Below are 23154 nucleotides of genomic sequence, written 5' to 3'. Positions count from 1 at the left end.
CGGCCCGGCGGATCCGGCGGGGGCCTCGATCGGTTCCGGGATCCCTGCCCGATCCGGGTGTCGCGGGCGGCCGTCGACCAGTACGCTCAGTGACGAACAGCAGCATCCACAGACGACGGACAGTGAGCAGGAACGCGATGAGCACCGACTACTCACGGGCCCTCGGCGCCCGGCTCCGCGCCATCCGCAACCAGCAGGGCCTGTCCCTGCAGGGCGTGGAGGACAAGTCGCACGGCCGCTGGAAGGCAGTCGTCGTCGGCTCCTACGAGCGCGGGGACCGCGCCGTCACCGTGCAGCGGCTCTCCGAGCTGGCCGTCTTCTACGGCGTGCCGGTCTCCGAGCTGCTGCCGGACCCGCGGCCGAGCTCCGCGGTGACCTCCAGCAGCAAGATCGTGCTCAACCTGGAGTCGCTGGGCTCGCTGCCCGCCGACGAGGCCGGCCCCCTGGCGCGGTACGCCTCGACCATCCAGGCGCAGCGGCACGACTACAACGGCAAGGTCCTCTCCATCCGCGCCGAGGACCTCAAGTCGCTGGCGATCATCTACGACATGAGCCCCGACGAGCTCACCTCGCGGCTGATCGAGTGGGGGGTCATCTCCGCCGGCATGGACAGCGTCGTGGGCTTCGGCGGCTCCGACGACGAGGACGAAGAGCTCGACCCGAACTGGGAGCGCCGCCGCTCCCCGCGCTGACCCGCAGCTGCGAGCAGTGAGCGTGAGGGGCCCAGAACGGCAGACGTCCTGGGCCTGTCGCGTTCAGCGCTCCCGCTGGCTGACCCGGCGACTGGCCGCAGCACGCGCCCGGGGCCGTCCACGGGCGGGGCGCCGGCCCTCAGAGCCGTCTCGTGGCGAACAGGGTGGTCCCGTGGAGCGGGTCCACCTCCCTCCGCTCGGACTCGGTGAATCCGACTGTGGCCAGCACCCGGCGCGAGGCGGTGTTCCACTCCCAGACCGTGGCCCACAGGCGTTCGTACCCGGACGATCTCGCCCAGTCCAGAACTGCGAGAGACGCTTCGGTCGCGTATCCCTGACGCCAGACCCGCTGTAGCAACTCGAACGCCAGTTCCGGTTCTCCCGCCGCCCCTCGTCCGCTGTCGACCAACCCGCAGTAGCCGATGACGTCACGAGCCGTCTTCCGCTCGACCGCCAACAACCCGGTCGACGATGGCTGGCTGTCGCGGATCCACTCCTCGAGGTCTGCGACCGTGGGTCGTCCGTCCGCGTCGATCCGGCGGTGCGGCGGCACTCGTGGATCGCGTTCGATCCACAGCTGACGCTGGACGAAAGCCTCGGCCACCCGCCACGGCCTGAGCAGCAGGCGACCCGTCTCGAGCACGACTTCGCGGTCCGGCATCGCTCCACCTGCCATGACGGCAACTCTGGCATGCCGGAGGGTGCATGCCAGCTGCCTCCGGACCACGGGTCGCGAACCTGCGGTGTGTCGGAACGGCCCCCGCCGCCTCGCACTGTGCCAGGGTGCAGCCACCCGCGGCGCAGGGCCTGCGGAGCAGGGAGATCCCATGCCGGCCGTGCAGCTGACCGCGGTGTCCAAGAGCTACCGGCGTCGCGGGCGCCCGCCGCACAAGGCCCTGGACAACCTGGACCTGCTCGTCGAGTCCGGCGGGGTCCACGGGTTCCTGGGCCCCAACGGGTCGGGCAAGACCACCACCATCCGGGTGCTCCTCGGCCTGGTCTCGGCCGACCCCGGAGGTGGTGAGATCCGCCTGCTCGACCAGCCGGTGCCGCAGGGCCTTCCCGACGTCATCGGCTCGGTCGGGGCGCTGGTCGAGACGCCCCTGTTCGTCCCCGGTTTCTCCGGCCGGCTCAACCTGCAGCTCCTCGCCGAGGCGGCCGGGCTGTCCCGCAACCGCGTGGAGGAGTGCCTGGAGCTCGTCGACCTCACCGACCGGGCCGCCGACCGCTTCAAGGGCTACTCCCTCGGCATGAAGCAGCGGCTCGGCATCGCCGCCGCGCTGCTCAAGGCGCCTCGCCTGCTGATCCTCGACGAGCCGAGCAACGGACTGGACCCCGCCGGTATCCGCGACGTCCGCGAGCTGATCCGCCGCCTGGGCCGCGACGGGCACACCACCGTCCTGCTCTCCTCGCACCTGCTGGCCGAGATCCAGCAGGTCTGCGACTCGGTCTCGATCCTGGCCCGGGGGCGATGCGTGGCCTCCGGTCCGGTCGGCGAGGTGCTCGCCAGCCGCGGCTCCGGCGACGTCCTCGTGCAGATCGCCGACCCGACGACGGCCGCCGGGGTGCTGCAGCGTGCCGGCTTCTCGGTCTCCCCCGCCGACGGCGCCCTGATGGTCCACTCGGTGGCCACCCCCAGCGACATCACCCGCGTCCTGGCCGGATCCGGCCTCTACCTCGAGGAGCTGAGACGGGTGACCCCCGACCTGGAGAGCGCCTTCCTGGCCATCACCGGCGACCAGCCGCACGACGGGCCCACCGCGGCCGGGACGCCGGCATGAGCGCCGTCGTCGAGCAGCCGGCGTCCCCGTCGACCGGGTCGGTCCCGCCCCGATCCAGCTTCGGGAGCCTGCTGCGCTCGGAGCTGCACCGCTTCCGCTCGCGCCGGTTCATCCGGCTGATCCTGGCGCTGGCCGTGGTCGGCTGGATCGTCGCCACCGGGATCGCCCTGACCCAGTACGGCAACCCCGGCGCCGACGAGATCGCCCGCGCCGAGCAGCAGATCGACGCCGACATCGCGAACAACGAGCAGTACCGCCAGCAGTGCCTGGAGGACGCCGGCGCGGCCGCGGACACCTCTCCCGAGCAGTTCTGCGGTCCGGAGATGACCCGCGAGGACTTCGAGCTCGCCTGGTACCTGGACACGGCACCGTTCGACTTCGCCGCCAGCGGCTTCGACGGCGCGCTGGTCTTCGCCGGGATGGCCGCGGTGATCGCCGCGCTCGTGGGCGCCACCTGGATCGGCGCGGAGTGGTCGACCCGCTCGCTGGTCGCGCTGCTGTTCTGGGTGCCCCGCCGGATGCAGGTCATGGCCGCCAAGCTCCTGGTCCTCATCGGGGCGGCCACCCTCATCGGGGTGGTGGCGCAGGCGGGCTGGCTGGCGATGTCGGGCATCCTCCGTGCCTTCGTCGGCCGGGACGTCGACCTGCCCGAGGCGTTCTGGAGCGACCTGCTGCAGACCCAGGCCCGCGGGGTGCTGCTCACCGTCATCGCCGCGCTGCTGGCCTTCGGGCTCACCCACCTGGTGCGCAACACCGGCGCGGCCCTGGGTATCGCGTTCGTCTACCTGGTCATCGTGGAGAACCTGGTGCGGGGCTTCCGCCCGCTGTGGCAGCCCTGGCTGCTCAGCCAGAACGCGCTGGCGCTGGTGCAGAACGACGGATCGACGATCACCGTCTGGGGCGACCAGCCGGACGCGAACGGGATGGTGGAGGAGACCGTGTACTACCTCGGCCATCTGCAGGCCGGCGTCTACCTGGGCGTGGTCACCCTCGTCGTGGTGGCCGTCGGAGCCGTCCTGTTCGCCAAGCGCGACCTGCACTGAGCAGGCGGAGCGCACGCAGGCTAGGGGCGCTTCGCGGTCGCAGGAGTGGAGGAGTCGGACGGCATTCGGCGCGTCAGGCGGTGGGGACCTCGGCGGCCAGGATCGCGCCCAGGACGCCGTTGACGTAGCCCGGCGAGTCGTCGGTGGACAGCGTCTTGGCCAGCTCCACCGCCTCGTCGATCACGACGGCGTCGGGCACGTCGTCGGCCCAGAGCAGCTCGTAGACCGCCATGCGCAGGATTGCGCGGTCGACGTCGGGCAACCGGTCGATCGACCAGCCCGAGGCGTGGGTGTCGATCAGGTCGTCGATGCGGCGGGCGTGCTCGTCGAAGCCCTCGACCAGCCGGATCGTGTGCTCGGGCACCGGCGGGTTGCCGTCGGCGACGCGCTCGGCGAGCAGCGCCCGCCGGTCGCGGCTGCGGACGTCGGCCTCGTAGAGGACGTCGACGGCGCGCTTGCGCGCCTTGGTGCGGGCAGCCATCAGCGGGTGCGGGTTCCGCGGAGGGAGCTCAGTTGGCGCGGCCGAGGTACCGGCCGTCCCGCGTGTCGACCTTGAGCTTCTCGCCGGTGGTGATGAACAGCGGGACCTGGATCTCCGCGCCCGTCTCCAGGGTGGCGGGCTTGGTGCCGCCGGTGGAGCGGTCGCCCTGCAGGCCCGGGTCGGTGTGCTGGACCACGAGCTCCAGGGTCACCGGGAGCTCCACGTACAGCGGGACGCCCTCGTTCACCGCGACCATGGCCTCGGTGTTCTCCAGCATGTAGTCCGCGGCGCTGCCGACGGTGGCGGCGGGGACCGTGATCTGGTCGAAGGTGTCGCCGTCCATGAAGACGAAGTCGTCGCCGTCCTTGTACAGGTAGGTCATGTTCCGCTTGTCGACGGTCGCGGTCTCGACCTTCAGACCGGCGTTGAACGTCTTGTCGACGACCTTGCCCGAGAGCACGTTCTTCAGCGTGGTGCGCACGAACGCGCCGCCCTTGCCGGGCTTCACGTGCTGGAAGTCGGTGACGGTCCAGAGCTGGCCGTCCAGCTTGAGGACGATGCCGTTCTTCAGGTCGTTGGTGGTAGCCATCTAGAGAACCAGCAGTTCCTTGCTCGTGAGGGTCAACAACTCGGGCGCGTCGTCCGTGACGATCAGGGTGTCCTCGATCCGGACACCGCCGTGGCCGGGCAGGTAGACGCCCGGCTCCACGGTGACGGCCATACCGGCGGCCAGCGTACCCGCGCCCAGCGGGCCGATGCTGGGCGCCTCGTGGATCTCCAGTCCCACGCCGTGGCCCAGCCCGTGGGTGAAGTGCTCCCCGTGGCCGGCCGCGGTGATGACGTCGCGGGAGGCGGCGTCGACGGCGACGACGTCGGCACCGACCGCCAGCGCCGCCCGTCCGGCCGCCTGCGACTCCGCGACCAGGCCGTAGATCTCCCGCTGCCAGTCCGCGGCCTGCCGCAGCACCACCGTGCGGGTCATGTCGGAGTGGTAGCCCTCGACGGTGGCGCCGAAGTCCAGCTTCAGGAAGTCGCCGTCGCGCAGCACCGTCGCATCGGGCCGGTGGTGCGGGATGGCCGAGTTCGCGCCGGCGGCGACGATCGTCTCGAACGAGGGCGCCTCGGCGCCGAGGGCGAGCATCCGGGCGTCCAGCTCCCGGCCGACCTCCAGCTCGGTCCGTCCCGCGCGGAGGGCGCCCTCCGCGGCGAGCTCGGCCAGCGCCTGGTCGGCGACCGCGCAGGCCCGCCGCAGCGCCTCGATCTCGCCGTCGTCCTTGATCGCCCGCTGCGCCTCGACCGCCCGGCGGATCGACTCCAGCTCCGGCACCGTGCCCCCGGCCGCGGCGTCGTCGAGCACGCGGCCCAGCTGCTCGAGCCCGTCGACGGTCAGCTCGTGGGACTCGAAGCCCAGCCGGCCGGTGCCGGCGCGCACGGCGGCACGGGCCAGTGCGGGCACGGTGCCGCGGTCGACCAGGACCTCCACGTCGGGCACCTGGGCCGCCGCCTGGGTGGTGTACCGGCCATCGGTGCCGAAGAGGTCCGCACCGTCGGTCCGCACCAGCAGCGCGCCGTTGGACCCGGTGAACCCGGTGAGGTACCGGACGTTGAGCAGGTTGGTGACCAGGACGGCGTCCAGGCCCCGCTCGGCGGCAGTCGCCCGCAGCGCGTCGCGGCGTTGCGCCGTGCTGGCCACCCGCCCCGCCACGCTCACCGGTGACCCCGCAGCGACATCCACTGCAGGGCGAGCACGTAGCCCTCGACGCCGAGCCCGGCGATGACGCCGTCGGCCACGGCGGAGACGTAGGAGTGGTGCCGGAACGCCTCGCGCTTGTGGATGTTGCTGATGTGCACCTCCACCAGCGGAGCGTTCAGGGCGGCGAGCGCGTCGTGCAGCGCGATCGACGTGTGCGACCAGGACGCCGGGTTGAGGACGACGGGGTCGCCGGCGTCGGTGGCCTCGTGGATCCACCGGAGCAGCTCGGCCTCGTCGTCGGTCTGGCGCACCCGCACGTCCAGCTCCAGCTCGCGCGCCGTCGTCTCCAGGACGTCCACCAGCTGGGCGTAGGTCGTCGAGCCGTAGATCTCGGGCTCGCGGGTTCCCAGCCGGCCGAGGTTGGCGCCGTTGAGCACCTGGATCGTCATCGGGTTGCTCCTCCACTCGGTGGGGCGGTGGGGTGGGTGGCCGACACTGCGGCCCAGGCGGCGTCGAGCCACGCCTGGTCGGGGTCGGTCAGGATCCGCGGGTTGCCGATGCCGTCGAGGACGACGAAGCGCAGCGTGGCGCCGCGTGCCTTCTTGTCCACGCGCATGACGGCCTGCAGGGCGGCCCAGTCGCCGTCGTAGCGAACCGGCAGCCCCATCTCCGCGATCAGGCTGCGGTGCAGGTCGACCTCCGCGGGCGTCAGCAGCCCGGCCTGCCCGGCCAGCTCGGCCGCGAACACCATGCCAACCGCGACGGCCTCGCCGTGGCGCCAGCCGAAGTCCTCGGTCCGCTCGATCGCGTGGCCCAGCGTGTGCCCGTAGTTGAGGAACTCGCGGACGCCGGTGTCGCGCAGGTCCGCACCCACGGCGTCGGCCTTCACCTGGACGGCGCGGGCGATGAGCTCCTCGGTGTCGCGCCGGCCGGTGGGGTCCTCGGTCAGCAGCCGCAGGATCTCGCCGTCGGCGATGAAGCCGCACTTGACCACCTCGGCCAGGCCCGAGCGGAACTCGGCCTCGGGCAGCCCGGCCAGGGCGTCGGTGTCGGCGAGCACGGCGGCCGGCGGGTGGAACGCCCCGACCAGGTTCTTCCCCGCCGAGGTGTTGATGCCGGTCTTCCCGCCGACGGCGGCGTCGACCATGCCGAGCAGGCTGGTGGGCACCTGCACGACGCGCACGCCCCGCGCCCAGGTGGCGGCGAGGAAGCCGGCCAGGTCGGTCACCGCTCCCCCGCCCAGCCCGACGACGGCGTCGGTGCGGGTGAGCCCGAGCCGGCCGAACTGCTCCCACGCGCCGGCGGCCACCTCGGCGGTCTTGGCCGCCTCGCCGTCCGGCACGACCATGGCCTCGGCGGCCACCCCGGCGGTCTGCAGCGTCTCGACGGCCGCCCCGGCCGCAGCCGTCAGCGGCGGCGCGTGCACCACGACGGCCCGGGCGGTGCCGTCGAGGACCAGCCCCAGGCGCGCCTGCGCGCCCGGGCCGATCAGCACCTCGTAGGGCCGCTCACCGGGCACCTGGACCTGCCTCATCGGGCGTCCCTCCCCTGGATCAGCGCGAGCACGTCGGCGACGACGTCGTCGGTGGTCCGGTCGCTGGTCGACACCGTGCCGGTGGCGACCTCGCGGTACAGCGGGGCGCGGTCCTCGAGCATGGTGCGCAGCATGGCCCGGGGGTTGATCGCCAGCAGCGGCCGGTCCCGGGAGAGGCCGACGCGCTTGGCCGCGGAGTGCAGGTCGACGTCCAGCCACACCACCAGCCCGCCGGCCCGGCCGTGGGCGACGAGCAGCTCCCGGGTGGCCGGGTCGATGACCGCCCCGCCGCCGAGCGCCAGCACGCCGTCGTGCTCGTCGAGCCCGCGGGCCACCGCCGCCCGCTCCAGCGCGCGGAAGTGCGGCTCCCCGTGCTGGACGAACAGATCGGCCACGGTGGTGCCGGTCTGCTCCTCGACGTCCCGGTCGGTGTCCCGGAACCCGGCGCCCAGAGCGGTGGCGACCGCCGTCCCCACCGTCGTCTTGCCCGACGCCGGGGGGCCGACCAGCACCAGCACCGGACCGGTTCCCGGAGGTGTCACCGGAGCGGGAGGGCGTCGAGGTAGGCCTGGGCGTTGCGCCGGGTCTCGGCCACCGAGTCGCCGCCGAACTTCTCCAGGACGGCGTCCGCGAGCACCAGCGCCACCATCGCCTCCATGACCACCGAGCCGCGGGGCACCGCGCAGGCGTCGCTGCGCTGGTTGATGGCGACCGCGGGCTCCAGCGTCGCGGTGTCGATGGTGGCCAGCGCCCGGGGCACCGTGGAGATCGGCTTCATCGCCGCCCGCACCCGCAGCACCTCTCCGTTGGTCATGCCGCCCTCGATGCCGCCGGCGCGATCGGTGCGCCGCTGCACCCGGCCCTCGGTCAGGTCGATCTCGTCGTGGGCGACCGAACCGCGGCGCCGGGCGGTCTCCAGCCCGTCACCGACCTCGACCGCCTTCACCGACTGCACGCCCATGAGGGCGCCGGCCAGGCGGGAGTCCAGCCGCCGGTCCCAGTGCACGTGGCTGCCCAGCCCCGGCGGCAGGCCGTGGACGACGACCTCGATGACGCCGCCGAGGGTGTCACCGTTCTTCCGGACGTCGTCGATCTCGGCGACCATCGCCGCACTCGTGGCGGGGTCGGCGCAGCGCACCGGGTCCTCGTCGAGAGCCGGGTTGGCGTCGGGGCCCGGCACGAGGCCGTCGGGCGCGGTGACCGGGCCGATGGCGACGACGTGGCTCACAACGGAGACGCCGAGCGCCTGGTGCAGGAACGCCTGCGCGATCGCGCCCAGCGCCACGCGGGCCGCGGTCTCGCGGGCGCTGGCCCGCTCGAGCACCGGACGGGCGTCGTCGAAGCCGTACTTCTGCATGCCCGCCAGGTCCGCGTGACCCGGCCGTGGGCGGGTCAGCGGCGCATTGCGGGCCTGGCCCTCGAGCACCTCGGCGTCCACCGGGTCGGCCGACATGACCGTCGACCACTTGGGCCACTCGGTGTTGCCCACCTGCACGGCGATCGGCCCGCCCTGGGTGCGGCCGTGCCGGATCCCGCCGGTGAGGGTGACCTCGTCCTGCTCGAAGGACATCCGGGCGCCCCGCCCGTGCCCCAGCCGGCGGCGGGCCAGCTCGCGGTCGAGATCGGCCGTCTGCACCTCGACGCCGGCGGGCAGGCCCTCCAGGATCGCGGTGAGCTGCTGACCGTGCGATTCCCCTGCGGTCAACCAGCGCAACATGCGCGCGATTCTGCCAGTACGGGCGCCGCCTCCCCCGCGCGCCATCCGGTCAGCCGGGCGGGACCGCGCCCAGCGCGAGGGCCAGCACGGCGCCGGCCAGCAGCGGCGGGCCGAACGGGATCGCGGTCCGCCAGCCGGCCCGGCGGGTGACCAGCAGCAGGACCGAGACGAGAGCCCCGGTGAGCAGACCGAGGAAGACCCCGGCCATCAGCACGCCCCAGCCGAACCAGCCGAGCAGGAGACCCAGGAGCCCGAGCAGCTTGACGTCGCCCAGGCCGAGACCCTGCGGCGAGACGAGCCAGCCCAGCCCTCCGGCGAGCAACGCGGCCGCGCCGGCCGCACCGGCGGTGAGCAGCGCGCCCCAGGTGCCGTGCACCACGGCGTCGGCCAGCAACGCGGTGGAGCACACGAGGTAGGCGGGGTAGGTGACCCGGTCCGGCAGCCGGTGGCTCAGCAGGTCGGTCGCTCCCAGCACCACCGCGGCCCCGGCCGCCCAGGCCAGTGCTCCGGTGGCCGGCCGCAGGCCGGTCAGCTCCGCCGCGCCGGCGAGCAGCGCGGCGAGGGCGGCGGCCATGACGCCGGTGCGCAGCGGGGTGGGCAGCACCGCGTCGTCCCGGGTGGCCAGCCGGACGGCGACCCGCGCCAGCCACGGCCCCAGCACCACGGCGACCACCAGCACCCCGACGGCCAGCACCGGCCGGGACGGCTCCACCGGGCGGCCCGCTCAGCGCACGGCGAGCGCGGCGTCCAGGGCGCGGCGCATCTCCGCGATGGGCGCCGGGAAGCCGGTCATCAGCTCGACCTGCACGGTGGCCTGCCAGAACAGCACCTCGGCGCCGCCGATCACCGTCCCGCCGGCCGCGGTGACCCGCTCGGCCAGCGGCGTCGGCCAGGGGGCGTAGAGCACGTCGAGCACGGTCTGCCCCGGGCGCCAGGGCAGGGCGCTGACCGCGGGCTGGCCGGCCACCGGCACGGTGCTGACCACCACCGGCGCCTCGACCGCCGTCTCACCGAGCCGCGAGACGGTCACCGGGACCTGGAGGACGTCGAGCACGCGGACGAGGTCGGCGGCCCGCGCCGGCTCCCGGACGACGACGTCGACGTGCCGGGCCCCCAGGGAGGCCAGCGCGACGGCGGCGGCCGCGGCGGTCCCGCCGGCTCCGAGGACGGCTGCGCGCTCGACCGACTCGACGCCGGCCACCTGCAGTGCGGTGCCGATGCCCGCGACGTCGGTGTTCTCCGCCCGCCAGCCGTCCGGCTCGCGGACGAGGGTGTTGGCCGCGTGCAGCAACCGCGGAAGCGGCTCCACGCGGTCGGCGACGTCCACCGCCGCCTGCTTGCACGGCATGGTGACCGAGAAGCCCCGCCACTCCTCGTCCAGCCCGGCGAGCAGCTCGGGCAGGTCCTCGGGCCCGACGTCCAGGGCGTCGTAGCGCCAGCCGTCGAGCCCGAGCGCCGCGTAGGCCGCACGGTGCAGCAACGGGGACAGCGAGTGCGCGACCGGCCGCCCGAGCACCGCCGCGCGCCCGGGCCCGTCAGCCACCGCAGCCGAGGCCGGCCTCGGCGCACCGCTGCCGCGCGGCCTGGAACTCGGCGTAGTCGGAGGTGAAGAAGTGCTGCCCGTCGGAGCTCTCCAGCACGTAGTACAGGAGATCCCCCGAGCTCGGCTCGAGCGCCGCCTCGAGGCTGGCCTCGCCCGGCGAGCTGATCGGCGTCGGCGGCAGCCCGTCCTGGGTCCTCGTGTTGTACGGGTTGTCCGACTGCAGGTCCGCGACGGTGAGCTCGTTCCCGCTCTTGTCCAGCCCGTAGGCCAGCGTGGCGTCGATGCCCAGCCGGATGCCCTGCTCGAGCCGGTTGTAGATCACCTGCGCCACGTCGGGGCGCTCCTCGTCCAGCCGGGTCTCGGACTGGATCATCGACGCGATCGTCACGATCTCGGCCGGCGTCCGGCCGAGTGCGGCGGCGCGCTCCTCGAGCCGGAGGGTGCCCGCGACCGTGGTGAACTGCTGCACCATCCGGCGCAGGATGTCGGCCGGTGTGTCGTCGGGGTCGAGGTCGTAGGTGGCCGGGAAGAGGTACCCCTCCAGCTGGCCGTTCGCGTAGGGCGGCAGCCCGAGAGCGTCGACGTCCGCCGCGGCGGCCTCCAGCTCCTCGATCGGCCGCCCGGTCTCCGCGGCGACGCGCTCCAGGATCTGCGCGACGGTGAGGCCCTCGGGGATGGTCACCCGGGACACCACCCTGGACCCGTCGTCGAGGATCAGGTCCAGCGCGGCCGCACCACTCATCTGCGAGCGCAGGGCGTAGACGCCGGGCTGGATGCCGGTCGCCTCGGGGCGGCCCTCGGCGGCCTCCACGAAGGGGCGGGTCGAGGCGATGACGTCCTCGTCTACCAGCGTGCGGGCGATGTCGCTGAGGGTGTCGCCCTCCTGGACGCGGACCTCGACGGTGCCGCTGCCCTGACCCGTGTAGTCCTCGGCCGCGGTCAGGCCCAGCAGCGCCTGCACCCCGAGGACGATGCCCACGACCAGCCCGCCGAGCACGAGCAGGCTGAGCAGCACGGCCCAGGGACGGCGACTCCGACGGCGCCCACCGCGCCGGTCGTAGGGCGCCAGCGGAATAGCGCCACCGCGGTCGTCCCCGTGGTCGTCCGGGTGCCCCATCTCCTCGAGGCGGCCGGTGTCGTCCAGCCCCAGCTCGTCGTCGGCGTGCCCGGCGTCGAGGCGTTCGTCGTCGATGTGCTCGTCGTGGACGTGCTCGTCGTCGAGGCCGGAGGTGCCACCCGCGTCGGGCGTGCCGCCACCGGTGTCCGCCCCGCGGGACCGGCGGCCCCACCGGCGCCGGCGGGGGGCGTCGTCCTCGACGTGCGCGCCGATGACGTCCAGGCCGCCGGTGCGGTCCCAGGACTCCGTGTCGCCCTCGGCCGGGTGGTGCTCGTCGTCGTGGGCGTCGTCGTACGCGTCCGCCGCCGGACCGACGGGGTGGGCGGCGACCGTCGCGTCGTCGTCGGCCGGGCCGTCCGTGCGCGGCTGGAGCCGGTCCCACACCCCCGAGGGCATCGGCGGGAGCGGACCGGACGGGTGCTGCCCCTCGGGGCGCTCGGGGCGCTGGGGGTCGGGGCGCTGGGCGTCGCCGGAGGCGGCGGGGACGTCGCCGCCCCCCTGCCGGGCGCTCGGGTGATCGGGGTGGTCGGGGTGGCCGTAGGACCACCACGCGGGCTCGGGCAGCGGCCCGGTGTGGTCGTGGCGTCGGTCCACCGCACCCGGCACGGGAGGGAACCCGCCGGTCGGGGGGCCGGTGCCGGCCCACGGCTCGAACCGGGGCCGCGCGGGCCCGCCGGCACCGGGCCCCGGACCGAAGCCGACGGGTGGCACGCCGGGAACACCCGGGACGGGCGGCGGACCGCCGGCGTTCCAGGGGGAGGACGGGAATCCGCCGGTGCCGTCGCCGGCGGAGTGTCGTCCCCGCCGGCCCGGGCCACCGGGGTCGGTCACGACCGTGCCCGCCGGCTGTCCAGGTACTGCTGCAGGATGACCACGGCAGCGGCCTGGTCGATGACGGAGCGCTGATTGCGGCTGTCGATGCCGCCCTGGCGCAGGTGCGCTGCTGCGGTCACGGTCGAGAGCCTTTCGTCGATCAGGTACACCGGCACGTCCGAGATCCGGTCAGCCAGCGCCTGAGAGTAGGCGGACGCATCGTCGGCGGAGGCGCCCGACGCACCTGACAGATGCCTCGGCTCCCCCACCACCACCTCGGTCACCTCGTGTTCCGCCACGAGCGCGGCGAGGCGATCCAGGTCGGCTCCGTCCTTGGCCCGACGGAGCGTCTCCAGCGGGCTGGCCAGCGTGCCGGTGGGGTCGGACAGCGCCAACCCCACCCGCACGGTGCCCACGTCGACGCCGAGCACGCGGCCGGTGGCGCCGCCGCCGGCAGCCGGCCTCGGCGGCACCTTGAGGTGCGCCGGCCAGCCCCCGGACAGGTCGATCTCGCTGGTCTCGTTCGACACCGGCGGGAACCCCTGGCTGAGGTCGATCTCCGTCGTCGGGTGGTGGGTCGGCTGACCCGGTGCCTGCCGTGGCCGGGCGGGCGGGACGGCGGGCAGCTCGCGCCGCCGGCTGCCGACCGGACCGGTGTCGTCGGGGTTGTAGTCGGAACCGTTGTCCTCGGTCGTGGGCACGGTGCTCACCTCCCAGTGGCGGTCGCAACCGCCTGTTCGCCGGCCTGCAGCGCAGCGGGGATGCCCGCCGCGTCGGTGCCGCCCCCCTGGGCGACGTCGGCCTTTCCGCCACCTCGACCGCCGACGGGACCCGCCGCGGCCTTCAACACGTCGTTGGCCGACAGCCCCTGCGCCAGGGCGGCCGGGTTGAGCGCCGCCACGAGGGCCACCTTGCCACCTGACTCCGAGGCCAGCAGCACGACCGCGGGGCGCTCGCCCAGCCGGCCGCGGACGTCGAGCGCCAGGGTGCGCAGGTCGCCCCCGCCGAGCCCCGCAGGCGCGCCGGTGACCACCGCGACACCGCCCACGTCGCGCGCGGCGCCGGCGAGCTGGCCGGCGGCCGCCAGTGTCTGCTGGCTGCGCAGCTCCGCCAGCTCCCGGTCGACGTCGCGCAGGCGCGAGAGCATGCCGCCGACCCGCTCGACCAGCCCGTCCTGCGGGGTCTTGAGCAGCTCGGCCAGCTGGCGGACCAGGTCCCGCTCGCGGGCGAGGTAGCGGAAGCCCTCCAGGCCCACCACCGCCTCGACGCGGCGCGAGCCGGACCCGACCGAGGACTCACCGGTCAGGGCCAGCGTGCCGATCTGCGCGCTGCCCCGCACGTGCGTGCCACCGCAGAGCTCGCGCGACCAGGGGCCGCCGATCTCCACGACGCGCACCTGCTCGCCGTAGGTCTCGCCGAACAGCGCCAGCGCGCCGAAGGCCCGGGCCTCCGGCAGCGTCATCCACGAGGCCGACACGGCGTGGTCCGCCCGGACGGCGACGTTGGCGACGTCCTCGATGTCGGTCCGCTGCTGCGCGGTCAGCGCCCCCTGCCAGGCGAAGTCCAGCCGCAGGTAGCCCGGGCGGTTGTACGACCCCGACTGCAGCGCCTGCGGGCCGAGCACCTGCCGCAGGGCGGCGTGCACCACGTGCGTGCCCGAGTGGGCCTGGCAGGCGGACAGCCGCCACTCGCGGTCGACCTCGGCGATGAGCTCGGCACCCTCGCGCAGTTCGCCCTCCAGCACCCGCACCTGGTGGGCCACCAGCCCCTTCACCGGGCGCTGCACGTCGATGACCTCGGCGCGGCCGCCGTCCCAAATCAGGATGCCGGCGTCGGCCACCTGCCCACCGGACTCGGCGTAGAAGGGCGTCCGGTCGAGCACCACGCGGGTGATCTCGCCCGGGCCGACCGGCCGCGGCGCGACGTCGTCGTCCCCCTCGGCGACGACGCCGAGGACCCGGGAGTCGGTGCGCAGCGTCTCGTAGGCCTGCCAGTCGGTGGGGCCGTGCTCGGCCAGCAGCCGGCGGTAGGCCAGGACGTCGACCGAGCCGGTGCGCTTGGCGCGGGCGTCGGCGCGGGCGCGGTCGCGCTGCTCGGTCATGAGCGCGCGGAAGCCCTCCTCGTCGACGGTCACGCCCTGCTCGGCGGCCATCTCGAGGGTGACGTCGATCGGGAAGCCGTAGGTGTCGTGCAGGGAGAACGCCTGGTCGCCGGAGAGCTTCGGCGCGCCCCCCTCCTTGGCCTTCGCGACGGCGGTGTCGAACAGCGCCGTCCCGGAGGTCAGCGTGCGGCGGAACGCCTCTTCCTCGGCGTAGGCGACCGAGGAGATGCGGGCGAAGTCGGCGGCGAGCTCCGGGTAGCTGGCGCTCATGGCGTCGCGGGAGACCGGCAGCAGCTCCGGCAGCGAGGCGTCCTCGACCCCCAGCAGCTTCATCGATCGGACGGCGCGGCGCAGCAGCCGGCGCAGGATGTAGCCGCGCCCCTCGTTGCCGGGCGTGACGCCGTCGCCGATGAGCATGAGCCCGCTGCGCACGTGGTCGGCGACCACGCGCAGCCGCACGTCGGCGTCCCGGTCCTTGCCGTACGTGACGCCGGCCAGCTCGGCGGCGCGGCGCAGGACCGGGGCGACCTCGTCGATCTCGTACATGTTGTCGACGCCCTGGAGCAGGAAGGCCACCCGCTCCAGGCCCATGCCGGTGTCGATGTTCTTGTTGGGGAGCTCGCCGACGACCGTGAACTCCTCCTTGCTGCGCACGTCGGTGAGCTCGTACTGCATGAAGACCAGGTTCCAGATCTCCAGGAACCGGTCACCGGCCGTGTCGACCAGCGGGCCGCCGTCGGGGCCGAACTGCGGACCCCGGTCGAAGTAGATCTCCGAGCACGGGCCGCCGGGGCCGGCCGCCCCGGTGTGCCAGTAGTTGTCCTTCTTGCCCAGCCGCTGGATGCGCTCGACCGGCAGACCCGCAATGCGCCCCCAGGCCTCGGCGGCCTCGTCGTCGTCCAGGTAGACGGTCACCCAGAGCCGCTCGGGGTCGAAGCCCAGGCCGCCGTCGGCGACCGGCCCGGTGAGCAGCTCCCAGGCGTGCTGGATCGCGCCTTCCTTGAAGTAGTCGCCGAAGGAGAAGTTGCCGTTCATCTGGAAGAACGTGCCGTGGCGGGTGGTCTTGCCCACCTCCTCGATGTCGAGGGTGCGCACGCACTTCTGCACGCTCGTGGCCCGCGGGAACGGCGCGGGCTCGCGGCCGGTCAGGTACGGGATGAACGGCACCATGCCGGCCACGGTGAACAGCAGCGAGGGGTCCGGCGACACCAGCGACGCGCTGGGGACGACGGTGTGGCCGCGCGTGGCGAAGTGCTCCAGGAAGCGGCGGCGGATCTCGGCGGTCTGCATCAGTTCTTCTCGGTCTCGGCGGACTGGGCCGGGCGGGAGGGACGGGGTCCCGGCGGGCGGTTCAGGATCGGGAGGCGTGCGACCCGCCACGACCGGGCAGCTGCACCTGGTCGCCGGCCGGCAGCGGGGCGTCCAGGCCCGTGCCCGTGCGCAGCTCCTGCTCGCGCTCGGACATCGCCTCGCGGACGTCGGCGCCGAAGTCGCCGATGGCGTCGGCCAGGTCGCGCAGCCCCTCGGCGATCGACGCACCGACGCCCGCGGGCGTCAGCTTCTCGGCGGCGCGGCTCAGCTTGCGGACGACGAGCGCGCCGATGGTGATGCCCATGGCGAGCCAGAACAGCCGGCGCATCAGAGGGCCCGCCGGGCGGCACGACGGGCGCGGCGCGCCTCCTTGTCACGGCGCGCGGCGTCGGCGATCGCCTCGCCCTCGCGCTTCTTCCGCGTGGCGCTGCGGACGCCGTAGGAGAACGCGGCGACCTTGATCAGCGGGCTGCCGAGGGTGGCGGCGACGACGCTGGTCAGGGCGGCGACGTTGCTGGAGACGTTGGCGGCGTTGCCCGTGATGTCGTCGACCCGCTCGAGGTTGCTGTTCACGTGGGTCACCGTGGTGCTGGCCTGGGTCAGGATCGGCGCGCTCTGCTCGCGGACCTGCCGGATCGTCAGCGTCGTCTCGTCGAGCGTGCGGCCGAGCTTGAGCAGCGGGACGGCGACCAGCACCACCAGCAGCACCAACGCACCGGCTGCGACCAGCCCGGCGATCTCTCCTGCGGACACACGTGCTCCTGTTCTGAGGGTCTCGGCGACCGGCTGCGCGACCGGCGCTGCCGGGCGGTCCCGGCTCCGCCCGGAGTCGTCACAGTAGTCGCGGGTGCGGTCGGTCCGTTCCGCGTCCCCGCTCCTCATCGGCAGTTCCGTCAGCGGCTGCGCCGCACGATGGCCCGCAGCTTCGTCAGCCGCTCGCCCAGCCTCGCCTCGGCCCCCCGGCCGGTGGGCCGGTAGTAGTCCCTCCCGACCAGGGCGTCCGGCGGATACTGCTGCGGGACGACGCCGTCGGGGTGGCTGTGCGGGTAGACGTAGGTCTGGGCGTGGCCGAGCTTCTTCGCACCGGCGTAGTGCCCGTCGCGCAGCCCGGGCGGCACCGGGCCTGCCAGGCCCTTCCGCACGTCGGCCACCGACTCCCCCATCGCCTTGGTGACGGCGTCGGACTTCGGGGCGGTGGCCAGGTGGACGACGGCCTGCGCGAGCGGGAAGTGCCCCTCGGGCATCCCGATCATCTGCACGGCCTGCATCGCCGCCACCGCGAGCGGCAGCGCGGTCGGGTCGGCCATGCCGATGTCCTCGCTGGCGGAGATGACCAGCCGGCGGGCGATGAAGCGGGGGTCCTCCCCCGCCTCCACCATGCGGGCGAGGTAGTGGAGCGCGGCGTCGACGTCGCTGCCGCGGATGCTCTTGATCAGAGCGCTGGCGACGTCGTAGTGCTGGTCGCCCTGGCGGTCGTAGCGCACCGCGGCCTGGGCGACCGCCGTCTCCAGCGTGGCCAGGTCGATCTCGGCCGAGCCGACCGCCTTCGCCGCTCCGGCGCCGGACTCCAGGGCGGTGAGCGCCTTGCGGCCGTCGCCGCCGGCGATGCGGACCAGGTGCTCCTCGGCCTCGGAGCTCAGCGTGACGGCGCCGTCGAGGCCGCGGTCGCTGGTGAGCGCCCGGTGCAGCAGCATGCGGACGTCGTCGTCCTCCAGCGGCTGCAGCGCCAGCACCAGGCTGCGAGACAGCAGCGGGCTGACCACGGAGAAGAAGGGGTTCTCGGTGGTGGCCGCGATGAGGCTCACGATCCGGTCCTCGACCGCCGACAGCAGGCTGTCCTGCTGGGTCTTGGAGAAGCGGTGCACCTCGTCGATGAACAGCACGGTGCGGCGGCCCGAGAAGGTCAGCTCGCGCTTGGCGCTCTGGATGACCGCGCGGACCTCCTTCACCCCGGAGTCCAGCGCGGAGAGTTGGACGAACTGGCGCTTGGTGGCCAGGGAGATGACGTGGGCCAGGGTGGTCTTGCCGGTGCCGGGCGGGCCGTAGAGCACCAGCGACATCGGCTCGTCGGACTCGACCAGCCGGCGCAGTGGGGCGCGCGGACCGAGCAGGTGCTGCTGGCCGACGACCTCGTCCAGCGCGCGCGGTCGCATGCGCACCGCGAGCGGGGCACCCGGGTCGAGGACCGGCGCGCCGTCCTCGTCCGGTGCGGGGTCGAACAGCGATGTCACGGCGTCCTCGGTTCGGTACCGCGGCGCGCTCCGCTCCTCGCTCGTTCCTCGCTGCGATGCTCACCCGCCTGTCCGCTCACGGTTGCGACGCTACCCGCGGGGCACGACATGGCCCGTGCAGCAGCGACGCATCGGGGACGTGACGGTCAGCGCCATCGGGCTGGGCGCGATGCCCCTGTCGACCAAGGAGCCACGGCCCTCCCGCGAGGAGGCGATCGGCGTCGTCCACGCCGCCCTGGACGCCGGGGTGACGCTCGTCGACACGGCCGACGCCTACTCCCGCGACGAGGCGGAGTTCGGGCACAACGAGTCGCTGGTCGCCGAGGCGCTGGCCTCCTACGGCCCGGGCGCCGCCGACGTGCTGGTCGCCACCAAGGGTGGGCACACCCGGTCGGGCACCGCGTGGGAGCTGGACGGCTCGCCGGACCACCTGCGCCGGGCGTGCGAGGCGTCGCTGCGCCGGCTCGGCGTGGACGCGATCGGCCTGTACCAGTACCACCGCCCCGACCCGGGGACGCCGTGGGAGGACTCGATGGGCGCCCTGCGCGCGCTGGCCGACGACGGTCTGGTGCGGATGGTCGGGGTGTCCAACGCCGACATCGCGCAGATCGACGCCGCCCGCGCCATCGTCGGCGACGCCTTCGTCAGCGTGCAGAACCAGTTCTCGCCCGGCTGGCGGTCCTCGGCCGGGGAACTGGCGCACTGCGCGGCACACGGACTGGCGTTCCTCCCGTGGAGCCCGTTCGGCGGGGTGGGCGCGGCCGGCTCGTTGGACACGTCGGCGCCGGCGTTCGCCGAGGTGGCCGCGGAGCTGGGCGTCTCGGTGTACCGGGTGGCGCTGGCGTGGCACCTCGCGCAGGCCGACGTCGTCGTCCCCATCCCCGGCGCCTCACGCGCGGCGTCGATCCAGGACTCGGCCGCCGCCGCCGACCTGACACTGACCCCCGACCAGCTCGCCCGCCTGGACGCCGGCTGACCCACCCCGCCGCGCCCCCTCCTCTGCCACCTCCTCCGCCGACCCCTCCGAGTTGATCATCGTCTGAGTGCGCGCCTCGTCGGCGTGCCCGCGACGGCTCGCCTGCCAAACGGGCTCGTAGACGATGATCAACACGCGGCGGCGGTGGCTCCACAGCCGCGGAGTCCTTCCACAGATCGCCGGCCGGGAGGCCGTCCCGCCCTCGGCGCCCACAGCCTCCGGGCATGGACGGCATCCCGCTCGACCCCGGGTACACCTGGATCGAGGCGCGTGCGCGAGGCGTGACGCGCCGGCAGATCCACGCCGACGGGGTCCCGCTCTCGCGCGGGCTCTACCTCTCCTCGGCCGTGGAACCGGAACTCGAGGTCCGTTGCCGCGCGTGGGCGAAGGTGCTCCCGGAGGACGCCGCCTTCGCACTGGGGACCGCCGCCGTCCTGCTCGGTGCGTCCGACGCCGAGCCGCGGACGGTCCACGTCGTCATGACGCCGCGCCGCGTCCTGCCGCAGCGTCCCGGGCTGACGGTGCATGCGCGCCGGCTGAGCCGGGACGACGTCGTCGAGCACGCCGGTCTGCGCGTCACCTCGGGAGCGCAGACGTTCCTGGACCTGGCGTCCGTCCTCCTCCCCGAGGACCTCCTCGTGGTGGGCGATGCGCTGATGCGGCTCGGCCGACTGGAACCGGGGACGCTGGCCCGCCGGCTGGCTCGCGCCGATCGCGTGCGGGGCGTCGTGCGCGCCAGGCGGTGGGCACCGCTGCTCAGCGGACAGGCAGGCTCTCCTCGCGAGAGCCTGATGCGCTACTGGCTGCTGAGCAGCGACCTGCCCGCGCCGGAGGTGCAGCTCCCGATCGTGGACCTCCGTGGGCGGGTGGTGGCACATGCCGACCTGGGATACGCGCGCTGGAAGGTGGCGCTGGAGTACGAGGGGCGCCAGCACGCGTCGGTGGACCAGTTCAGGCGGGACGTGGATCGCTACTCCCTCATGGCCGCCGACGACTGGCTGGTGCTCCGGTTCGCCGCCGGCCATGGCCCGTACGCCGTCGTCCAGCGCACCCGCCGGGCGCTGCTCCACCGCGGCTGGACGCCCGACCCGCGTTGATCATCGTCCTGGTGTCCGGAATGCGGTCGTGGACGAGTCGACGCGCCGCATGCACGGCTACACGGACGATGATCAACTACGGAAGGCGCGCGAGGCGGGCCAGTGGGCAATCGTCAGCGGGCGAGGACGTCCTTCAGCGCGGCGAGCACGAGGGCGACCTTGCCGGGTGCGGCGTTGGGGCCCATGAGGCCGATCCGCCACACCGACGCCGCGTAGGCACCCGCGCCCGCCCCGATCTCCAGGTCGTAGCGGTCGAGCAGCTCGGCACGGACCGCGGCCGAGTCGACGCCGTCGGGCACCTTGACCGTCGTGAGCTCGGGCAGCCGGGAACCCTCGGCGGCGAACAGCTCCAGCCCCAGCTCGGCCAGCCCGGCGTGCAGCATGCGGCCGGCCTCCGCGTGCCGGGCGTGGACGGCGTCCAGCCCCTCCTCGAGGATCCGGCCCAGCCCCGCGTGCAGCGACACGACCATCCCGGTCGGCGCGGTGTGGTGATAGGTGCGCCCGGACCCCGCCGCCTCGCCCGCGTAGCCACCGAGCAGCCCGAGGTCGAGGTACCAGCTCTGCGGCTTCTCGATCCGCCGCTCCCACGCCCGGTCGTTGATGGTGAACGGCGCCAGCCCCGGCGGGACGCCCAGGCACTTCTGCGACCCGGAGTAGGCGAGGTCCACGCCCCACTCGTCCAGCCGCACCGGGACGCCGCCCAGCGAGGTCACGCAGTCGGCGAGCAGCAGCGCGTCGCCCTTGCCGGCCGCGAGGGGCTCCAGGTCGGAGAGCACGCCGGTGGAGGTCTCGGCGTGCACCGCGGCGATCAGCTTCGGCGCCGGGTGCGCCTCGAGCACCCGGGAGGCGTCGACCGGCCGCCCCCACTCGTGCTCGACGGCGACCACCTCGGCACCGCAGCGCGTGGCCACCTCCACCATGCGCTGCCCGAACAGCCCGTTCACCGCCACGACGACGACGTCGCCCGGGCCCACGGTGTTGACGAACGCCGCCTCCATGCCCGCCGAGCCGGTGGCCGACAGCGGCAGGGTGCGCCGGTTCGCCGTCCCGAAGACCTGCCGCAGCCGCTCGGAGGTCTCGTCGAGCACCTGGAGGAACAGCGGGTCCAGGTGCCCGAGCAGCGGGAGGCCCAGCGCGGCCTGCGCCTCCGGGTAGGGGTTGGAGGGGCCGGGGCCGAGCAGGGTGCGGGCGCGCAGGGTCATGGCGGTCGGGCTCCCGGAGCTACTTCGTGGGATCGGTCGGGCCGGGCGCTCCGGGCTCGCCGGACAGCGCCGGCTCCTCCGGCTGCGCGTCGATGCCGGCCTCGGTGCGCTGGGCGTCGCTGATCGGCGTCGGCGCCCCGGTCAGCGGGTCGAACCCCGCGCCCGTCTTCGGGAACGCGATGACCTCGCGGATCGAGTCGACGCCGGTGAGCAGCGCGGTGAGCCGGTCCCAGCCGAGCGCCGCACCCGCGTGCGGCGGCGGCCCGTAGGCGAAGGCCTCGAGGAAGAACCCGAACCGCTCGCGGGCCTCTTCGCGCGACATCCCCAGGGTCTCGAACACCCGCTCCTGCAGCGCGGCGTCGTGGATACGCACCGAGCCGCTCATCACCTCGTTGCCGTTGATGACCATGTCGTAGGCGTCCGACAGCGCCGCGCCCTTGTCCTCGGCGAAGCCGTCCCGCCACTCCGGCGTGGGCGAGGTGAAGGGGTGGTGCATGAAGGTCCAGTTGCCGTCCTCGGTCTCCTCGAACATCGGGAAGTCGACGACGAACAGGAACGACCAGGTGCCGGGCTCGATGAGCTCCAGCCGCTTGGCGATCTCGTTGCGGGCGGCGCCCAGCAGCTCCTGCGAGGTACGACGCCCGCCCGCGGCGAAGAAGACGCAGTCGCCGGGCTTCGCACCCACCGCAGCGACCAGTCCCTCGCGCTCGGCGTCGGAGATGTTCTTCGCCACCGGGCCACCGAGGGCGCCGTCGTCGGCGATCGTCACGTAGGCCAGTCCCCGGGCGCCACGCGACTTCGCCCAGTCCTGCCACGCGTCGAAGGCCCGGCGCGGCTGCGACCCGCCGCCCGGCATGACGACGGCGCCGACGTAGGGCGCCTGGAAGACCCGGAACGGGGTGTCGGCGAAGTAGGAGGTCAGCTCGGTCAGCTCGATGCCGAAGCGCAGGTCGGGCTTGTCGGAGCCGAAGCGGTCCATCGCCTCGCGGTAGGTCATCCGCGGGATCTCGGGCACGTCGTAGGAGGCGAGCTCGCGCCACAGCGCCCGGACGACGTCCTCGGCGACGGCGAGGACGTCGTCGCGCTCCACGAAGCTCATCTCGAAGTCCAACTGGGTGAACTCCGGCTGCCGGTCGGCGCGGAAGTCCTCGTCCCGGAAGCAGCGGGCGATCTGGTAGTACCGCTCCAGCCCGCCGATCATCAGCAGCTGCTTGAACAGCTGCGGCGACTGCGGCAGCGCGTACCACTTGCCCGGCTGCAGCCGGACGGGGACGACGAAGTCGCGCGCGCCCTCGGGCGTCGAGCGGGTGAGCGACGGCGTCTCCACCTCGGCGAAGCCGTGCTGGTGCATCACCTGGCGGGCGACCCGGCTGACCTCCGAGCGCAGCCGCATGGCCCGCGCAGGGCCCTGCCGGCGCAGGTCGAGGTAGCGGTACTTGTAGCGGACGTCGTCCGAGGCCGCCTGGTCGGTCTCGATCGGGAACGGCAGCGGCGCCGCCGAGGAGAGCACCCGCAGCTCCGAGGTCGCGACCTCGATCTCGCCCGTGGGCAGCTCCGGGTTCTCGTTGCCCTCGGGACGACGGCGCACCTCACCGGTCACGAGCACGCAGTACTCGTTGCGCAGCGCGTGCGCCTCCTCCTCGCGGACGACGACCTGCACGTAACCGGAGGCGTCGCGCAGGTCGAGGAAGACCACGCCACCGTGGTCGCGACGGCGGGCCACCCAGCCGGCGAGGGTGACGGTCGTTCCTGCGTCGGACGCGCGCAGCGTGCCGGCGTCGTGGGTGCGCAGCAAGGGATGTGGCCTCTCGGGGTGGTGGGT

The 23154-nt window shown here is 73.9% G+C and carries 23 protein-coding genes; 5 read left to right on the top strand and 18 right to left on the bottom strand.

Going from position 1 to position 23154, the window contains the following annotated elements; genetic code table 11:
• Positions 1 to 137: 137 nt before the first annotated feature.
• Positions 138 to 692: a transcriptional regulator BldD gene (gene bldD, locus ACI793_RS06925; RefSeq protein ID WP_456605636.1), complete on the top strand. Its 555-nt coding sequence runs from the start codon at positions 138 to 140 to the stop codon at positions 690 to 692.
• A 139-nt stretch (positions 693 to 831) separates the two neighbouring features.
• Here bldD and ACI793_RS06920 read toward each other — a convergent pair whose 3' ends face one another.
• Entirely contained in the window at positions 832 to 1353 is a 522-nt protein-coding gene (locus tag ACI793_RS06920; RefSeq protein WP_456605635.1) for a GNAT family N-acetyltransferase, read from the bottom strand.
• A gap of 166 nt (positions 1354 to 1519) precedes the next feature.
• Here ACI793_RS06920 and ACI793_RS06915 point away from each other — a divergent pair, with 166 nt between their 5' ends.
• A complete protein-coding gene (locus ACI793_RS06915) occupies positions 1520 to 2473 on the top strand; it encodes an ABC transporter ATP-binding protein (RefSeq protein ID WP_456605634.1) in 954 nt (317 codons plus the stop codon).
• The gene (locus ACI793_RS06910; protein WP_456605633.1) at positions 2470 to 3516 is read left to right on the top strand and encodes an ABC transporter permease subunit; all 1047 of its coding nucleotides are present in this window, start codon (positions 2470 to 2472) and stop codon (positions 3514 to 3516) included. Before ACI793_RS06915 ends, ACI793_RS06910 begins: the two co-directional genes overlap by 4 nt.
• Positions 3517 to 3589: 73 nt before the next feature.
• On the opposite strand, the gene nusB is transcribed toward ACI793_RS06910, so the two are convergent.
• From nusB to ACI793_RS06835, 15 genes are all read right to left on the bottom strand, one after another.
• Positions 3590 to 3997, bottom strand: a complete 408-nt coding sequence (nusB, locus tag ACI793_RS06905) for a transcription antitermination factor NusB (RefSeq protein WP_456605632.1) — start codon at positions 3995 to 3997, stop codon at positions 3590 to 3592.
• 28 nt (positions 3998 to 4025) lie between these two features.
• Positions 4026 to 4586 (bottom strand): elongation factor P, encoded by a 561-nt coding sequence (efp, locus tag ACI793_RS06900; RefSeq protein ID WP_456605631.1) that lies wholly within the window; start codon positions 4584 to 4586, stop codon positions 4026 to 4028.
• Positions 4587 to 5708: a M24 family metallopeptidase gene (locus tag ACI793_RS06895; RefSeq protein WP_456605630.1), complete on the bottom strand. Its 1122-nt coding sequence runs from the start codon at positions 5706 to 5708 to the stop codon at positions 4587 to 4589.
• Positions 5705 to 6139 carry a type II 3-dehydroquinate dehydratase gene (gene aroQ / locus ACI793_RS06890; protein ID WP_456605629.1) on the bottom strand — a complete coding sequence of 145 codons (435 nt, stop codon included), beginning with the start codon at positions 6137 to 6139 and terminating at the stop codon, positions 5705 to 5707. Before aroQ ends, ACI793_RS06895 begins: the two co-directional genes overlap by 4 nt.
• Entirely contained in the window at positions 6136 to 7224 is a 1089-nt protein-coding gene (gene aroB / locus ACI793_RS06885; RefSeq protein WP_456605628.1) for a 3-dehydroquinate synthase, read from the bottom strand. The genes aroQ and aroB overlap by 4 nt, the downstream gene beginning before the upstream one ends.
• A complete protein-coding gene (locus ACI793_RS06880) occupies positions 7221 to 7742 on the bottom strand; it encodes a shikimate kinase (protein WP_456605627.1) in 522 nt (173 codons plus the stop codon). Before ACI793_RS06880 ends, aroB begins: the two co-directional genes overlap by 4 nt.
• 20 nt (positions 7743 to 7762) lie before the next feature.
• On the bottom strand, positions 7763 to 8941 hold the full coding sequence (gene aroC, locus ACI793_RS06875) for a chorismate synthase (RefSeq protein WP_456605626.1): 1179 nt from the start codon (positions 8939 to 8941) through the stop codon (positions 7763 to 7765).
• A 49-nt stretch (positions 8942 to 8990) separates the two neighbouring features.
• On the bottom strand, positions 8991 to 9653 hold the full coding sequence (locus ACI793_RS06870) for a prepilin peptidase (protein WP_456605625.1): 663 nt from the start codon (positions 9651 to 9653) through the stop codon (positions 8991 to 8993).
• 12 nt (positions 9654 to 9665) lie between these two features.
• Positions 9666 to 10484 carry a shikimate dehydrogenase gene (locus ACI793_RS06865; protein WP_456605624.1) on the bottom strand — a complete coding sequence of 273 codons (819 nt, stop codon included), beginning with the start codon at positions 10482 to 10484 and terminating at the stop codon, positions 9666 to 9668.
• Positions 10477 to 12195 (bottom strand): endolytic transglycosylase MltG, encoded by a 1719-nt coding sequence (mltG, locus tag ACI793_RS06860; RefSeq protein WP_456605623.1) that lies wholly within the window; start codon positions 12193 to 12195, stop codon positions 10477 to 10479. The genes ACI793_RS06865 and mltG overlap by 8 nt, the downstream gene beginning before the upstream one ends.
• A 233-nt stretch (positions 12196 to 12428) precedes the next feature.
• On the bottom strand, positions 12429 to 13115 hold the full coding sequence (gene ruvX, locus ACI793_RS06855; protein WP_456605622.1) for a Holliday junction resolvase RuvX: 687 nt from the start codon (positions 13113 to 13115) through the stop codon (positions 12429 to 12431).
• Positions 13116 to 13120: 5 nt separating this feature from the next.
• The gene (gene alaS, locus ACI793_RS06850) at positions 13121 to 15805 is read right to left on the bottom strand and encodes an alanine--tRNA ligase (RefSeq protein WP_456605621.1); all 2685 of its coding nucleotides are present in this window, start codon (positions 15803 to 15805) and stop codon (positions 13121 to 13123) included.
• A 61-nt stretch (positions 15806 to 15866) separates the two neighbouring features.
• The gene (locus tag ACI793_RS06845; protein WP_456605620.1) at positions 15867 to 16154 is read right to left on the bottom strand and encodes a hypothetical protein; all 288 of its coding nucleotides are present in this window, start codon (positions 16152 to 16154) and stop codon (positions 15867 to 15869) included.
• On the bottom strand, positions 16154 to 16579 hold the full coding sequence (locus ACI793_RS06840; protein ID WP_456605619.1) for a DUF948 domain-containing protein: 426 nt from the start codon (positions 16577 to 16579) through the stop codon (positions 16154 to 16156). The genes ACI793_RS06845 and ACI793_RS06840 overlap by 1 nt, the downstream gene beginning before the upstream one ends.
• A gap of 140 nt (positions 16580 to 16719) precedes the next feature.
• Positions 16720 to 18057 carry a replication-associated recombination protein A gene (locus ACI793_RS06835; protein ID WP_456605618.1) on the bottom strand — a complete coding sequence of 446 codons (1338 nt, stop codon included), beginning with the start codon at positions 18055 to 18057 and terminating at the stop codon, positions 16720 to 16722.
• A gap of 115 nt (positions 18058 to 18172) precedes the next feature.
• Between ACI793_RS06835 and ACI793_RS06830 the strand changes: the two genes are divergently transcribed.
• Positions 18173 to 19033 carry an aldo/keto reductase gene (locus tag ACI793_RS06830; RefSeq protein WP_456605617.1) on the top strand — a complete coding sequence of 287 codons (861 nt, stop codon included), beginning with the start codon at positions 18173 to 18175 and terminating at the stop codon, positions 19031 to 19033.
• A gap of 224 nt (positions 19034 to 19257) precedes the next feature.
• On the top strand, positions 19258 to 20130 hold the full coding sequence (locus ACI793_RS06825) for a hypothetical protein (protein WP_456605616.1): 873 nt from the start codon (positions 19258 to 19260) through the stop codon (positions 20128 to 20130).
• A 113-nt stretch (positions 20131 to 20243) separates the two neighbouring features.
• On the opposite strand, the gene ACI793_RS06820 is transcribed toward ACI793_RS06825, so the two are convergent.
• Positions 20244 to 21332, bottom strand: a complete 1089-nt coding sequence (locus ACI793_RS06820) for a pyridoxal-phosphate-dependent aminotransferase family protein (protein ID WP_456605615.1) — start codon at positions 21330 to 21332, stop codon at positions 20244 to 20246.
• Positions 21333 to 21351: 19 nt separating this feature from the next.
• Positions 21352 to 23127: an aspartate--tRNA ligase gene (aspS, locus tag ACI793_RS06815; protein ID WP_456605614.1), complete on the bottom strand. Its 1776-nt coding sequence runs from the start codon at positions 23125 to 23127 to the stop codon at positions 21352 to 21354.
• Positions 23128 to 23154: the final 27 nt, after the last annotated feature.

Source organism: Blastococcus sp. SYSU DS0617 (assembly GCF_054051075.1).
This window is presented reverse-complemented; position numbering and strand designations above follow the sequence as displayed.

Bases quoted from the DNA above. Each gene is read 5' to 3' on its own strand.
- bldD (WP_456605636.1), top strand. From the start codon at position 138: ATGAGCACCGACTACTCACGGGCCCTCGGCGCCCGGCTCCGCGCCATC.
- ACI793_RS06920 (WP_456605635.1), bottom strand. From the start codon at position 1,353: ATGCCGGACCGCGAAGTCGTGCTCGAGACGGGTCGCCTGCTGCTCAGG.
- ACI793_RS06915 (WP_456605634.1), top strand. From the start codon at position 1,520: ATGCCGGCCGTGCAGCTGACCGCGGTGTCCAAGAGCTACCGGCGTCGC.
- ACI793_RS06910 (WP_456605633.1), top strand. From the start codon at position 2,470: ATGAGCGCCGTCGTCGAGCAGCCGGCGTCCCCGTCGACCGGGTCGGTC.
- nusB (WP_456605632.1), bottom strand. From the start codon at position 3,997: ATGGCTGCCCGCACCAAGGCGCGCAAGCGCGCCGTCGACGTCCTCTAC.
- efp (WP_456605631.1), bottom strand. From the start codon at position 4,586: ATGGCTACCACCAACGACCTGAAGAACGGCATCGTCCTCAAGCTGGAC.
- aroQ (WP_456605629.1), bottom strand. From the start codon at position 6,139: ATGACGATCCAGGTGCTCAACGGCGCCAACCTCGGCCGGCTGGGAACC.
- aroB (WP_456605628.1), bottom strand. From the start codon at position 7,224: ATGAGGCAGGTCCAGGTGCCCGGTGAGCGGCCCTACGAGGTGCTGATC.
- aroC (WP_456605626.1), bottom strand. From the start codon at position 8,941: ATGTTGCGCTGGTTGACCGCAGGGGAATCGCACGGTCAGCAGCTCACC.
- alaS (WP_456605621.1), bottom strand. From the start codon at position 15,805: ATGCAGACCGCCGAGATCCGCCGCCGCTTCCTGGAGCACTTCGCCACG.
- ACI793_RS06845 (WP_456605620.1), bottom strand. From the start codon at position 16,154: ATGCGCCGGCTGTTCTGGCTCGCCATGGGCATCACCATCGGCGCGCTC.
- ACI793_RS06825 (WP_456605616.1), top strand. From the start codon at position 19,258: ATGGACGGCATCCCGCTCGACCCCGGGTACACCTGGATCGAGGCGCGT.
- ACI793_RS06820 (WP_456605615.1), bottom strand. From the start codon at position 21,332: ATGACCCTGCGCGCCCGCACCCTGCTCGGCCCCGGCCCCTCCAACCCC.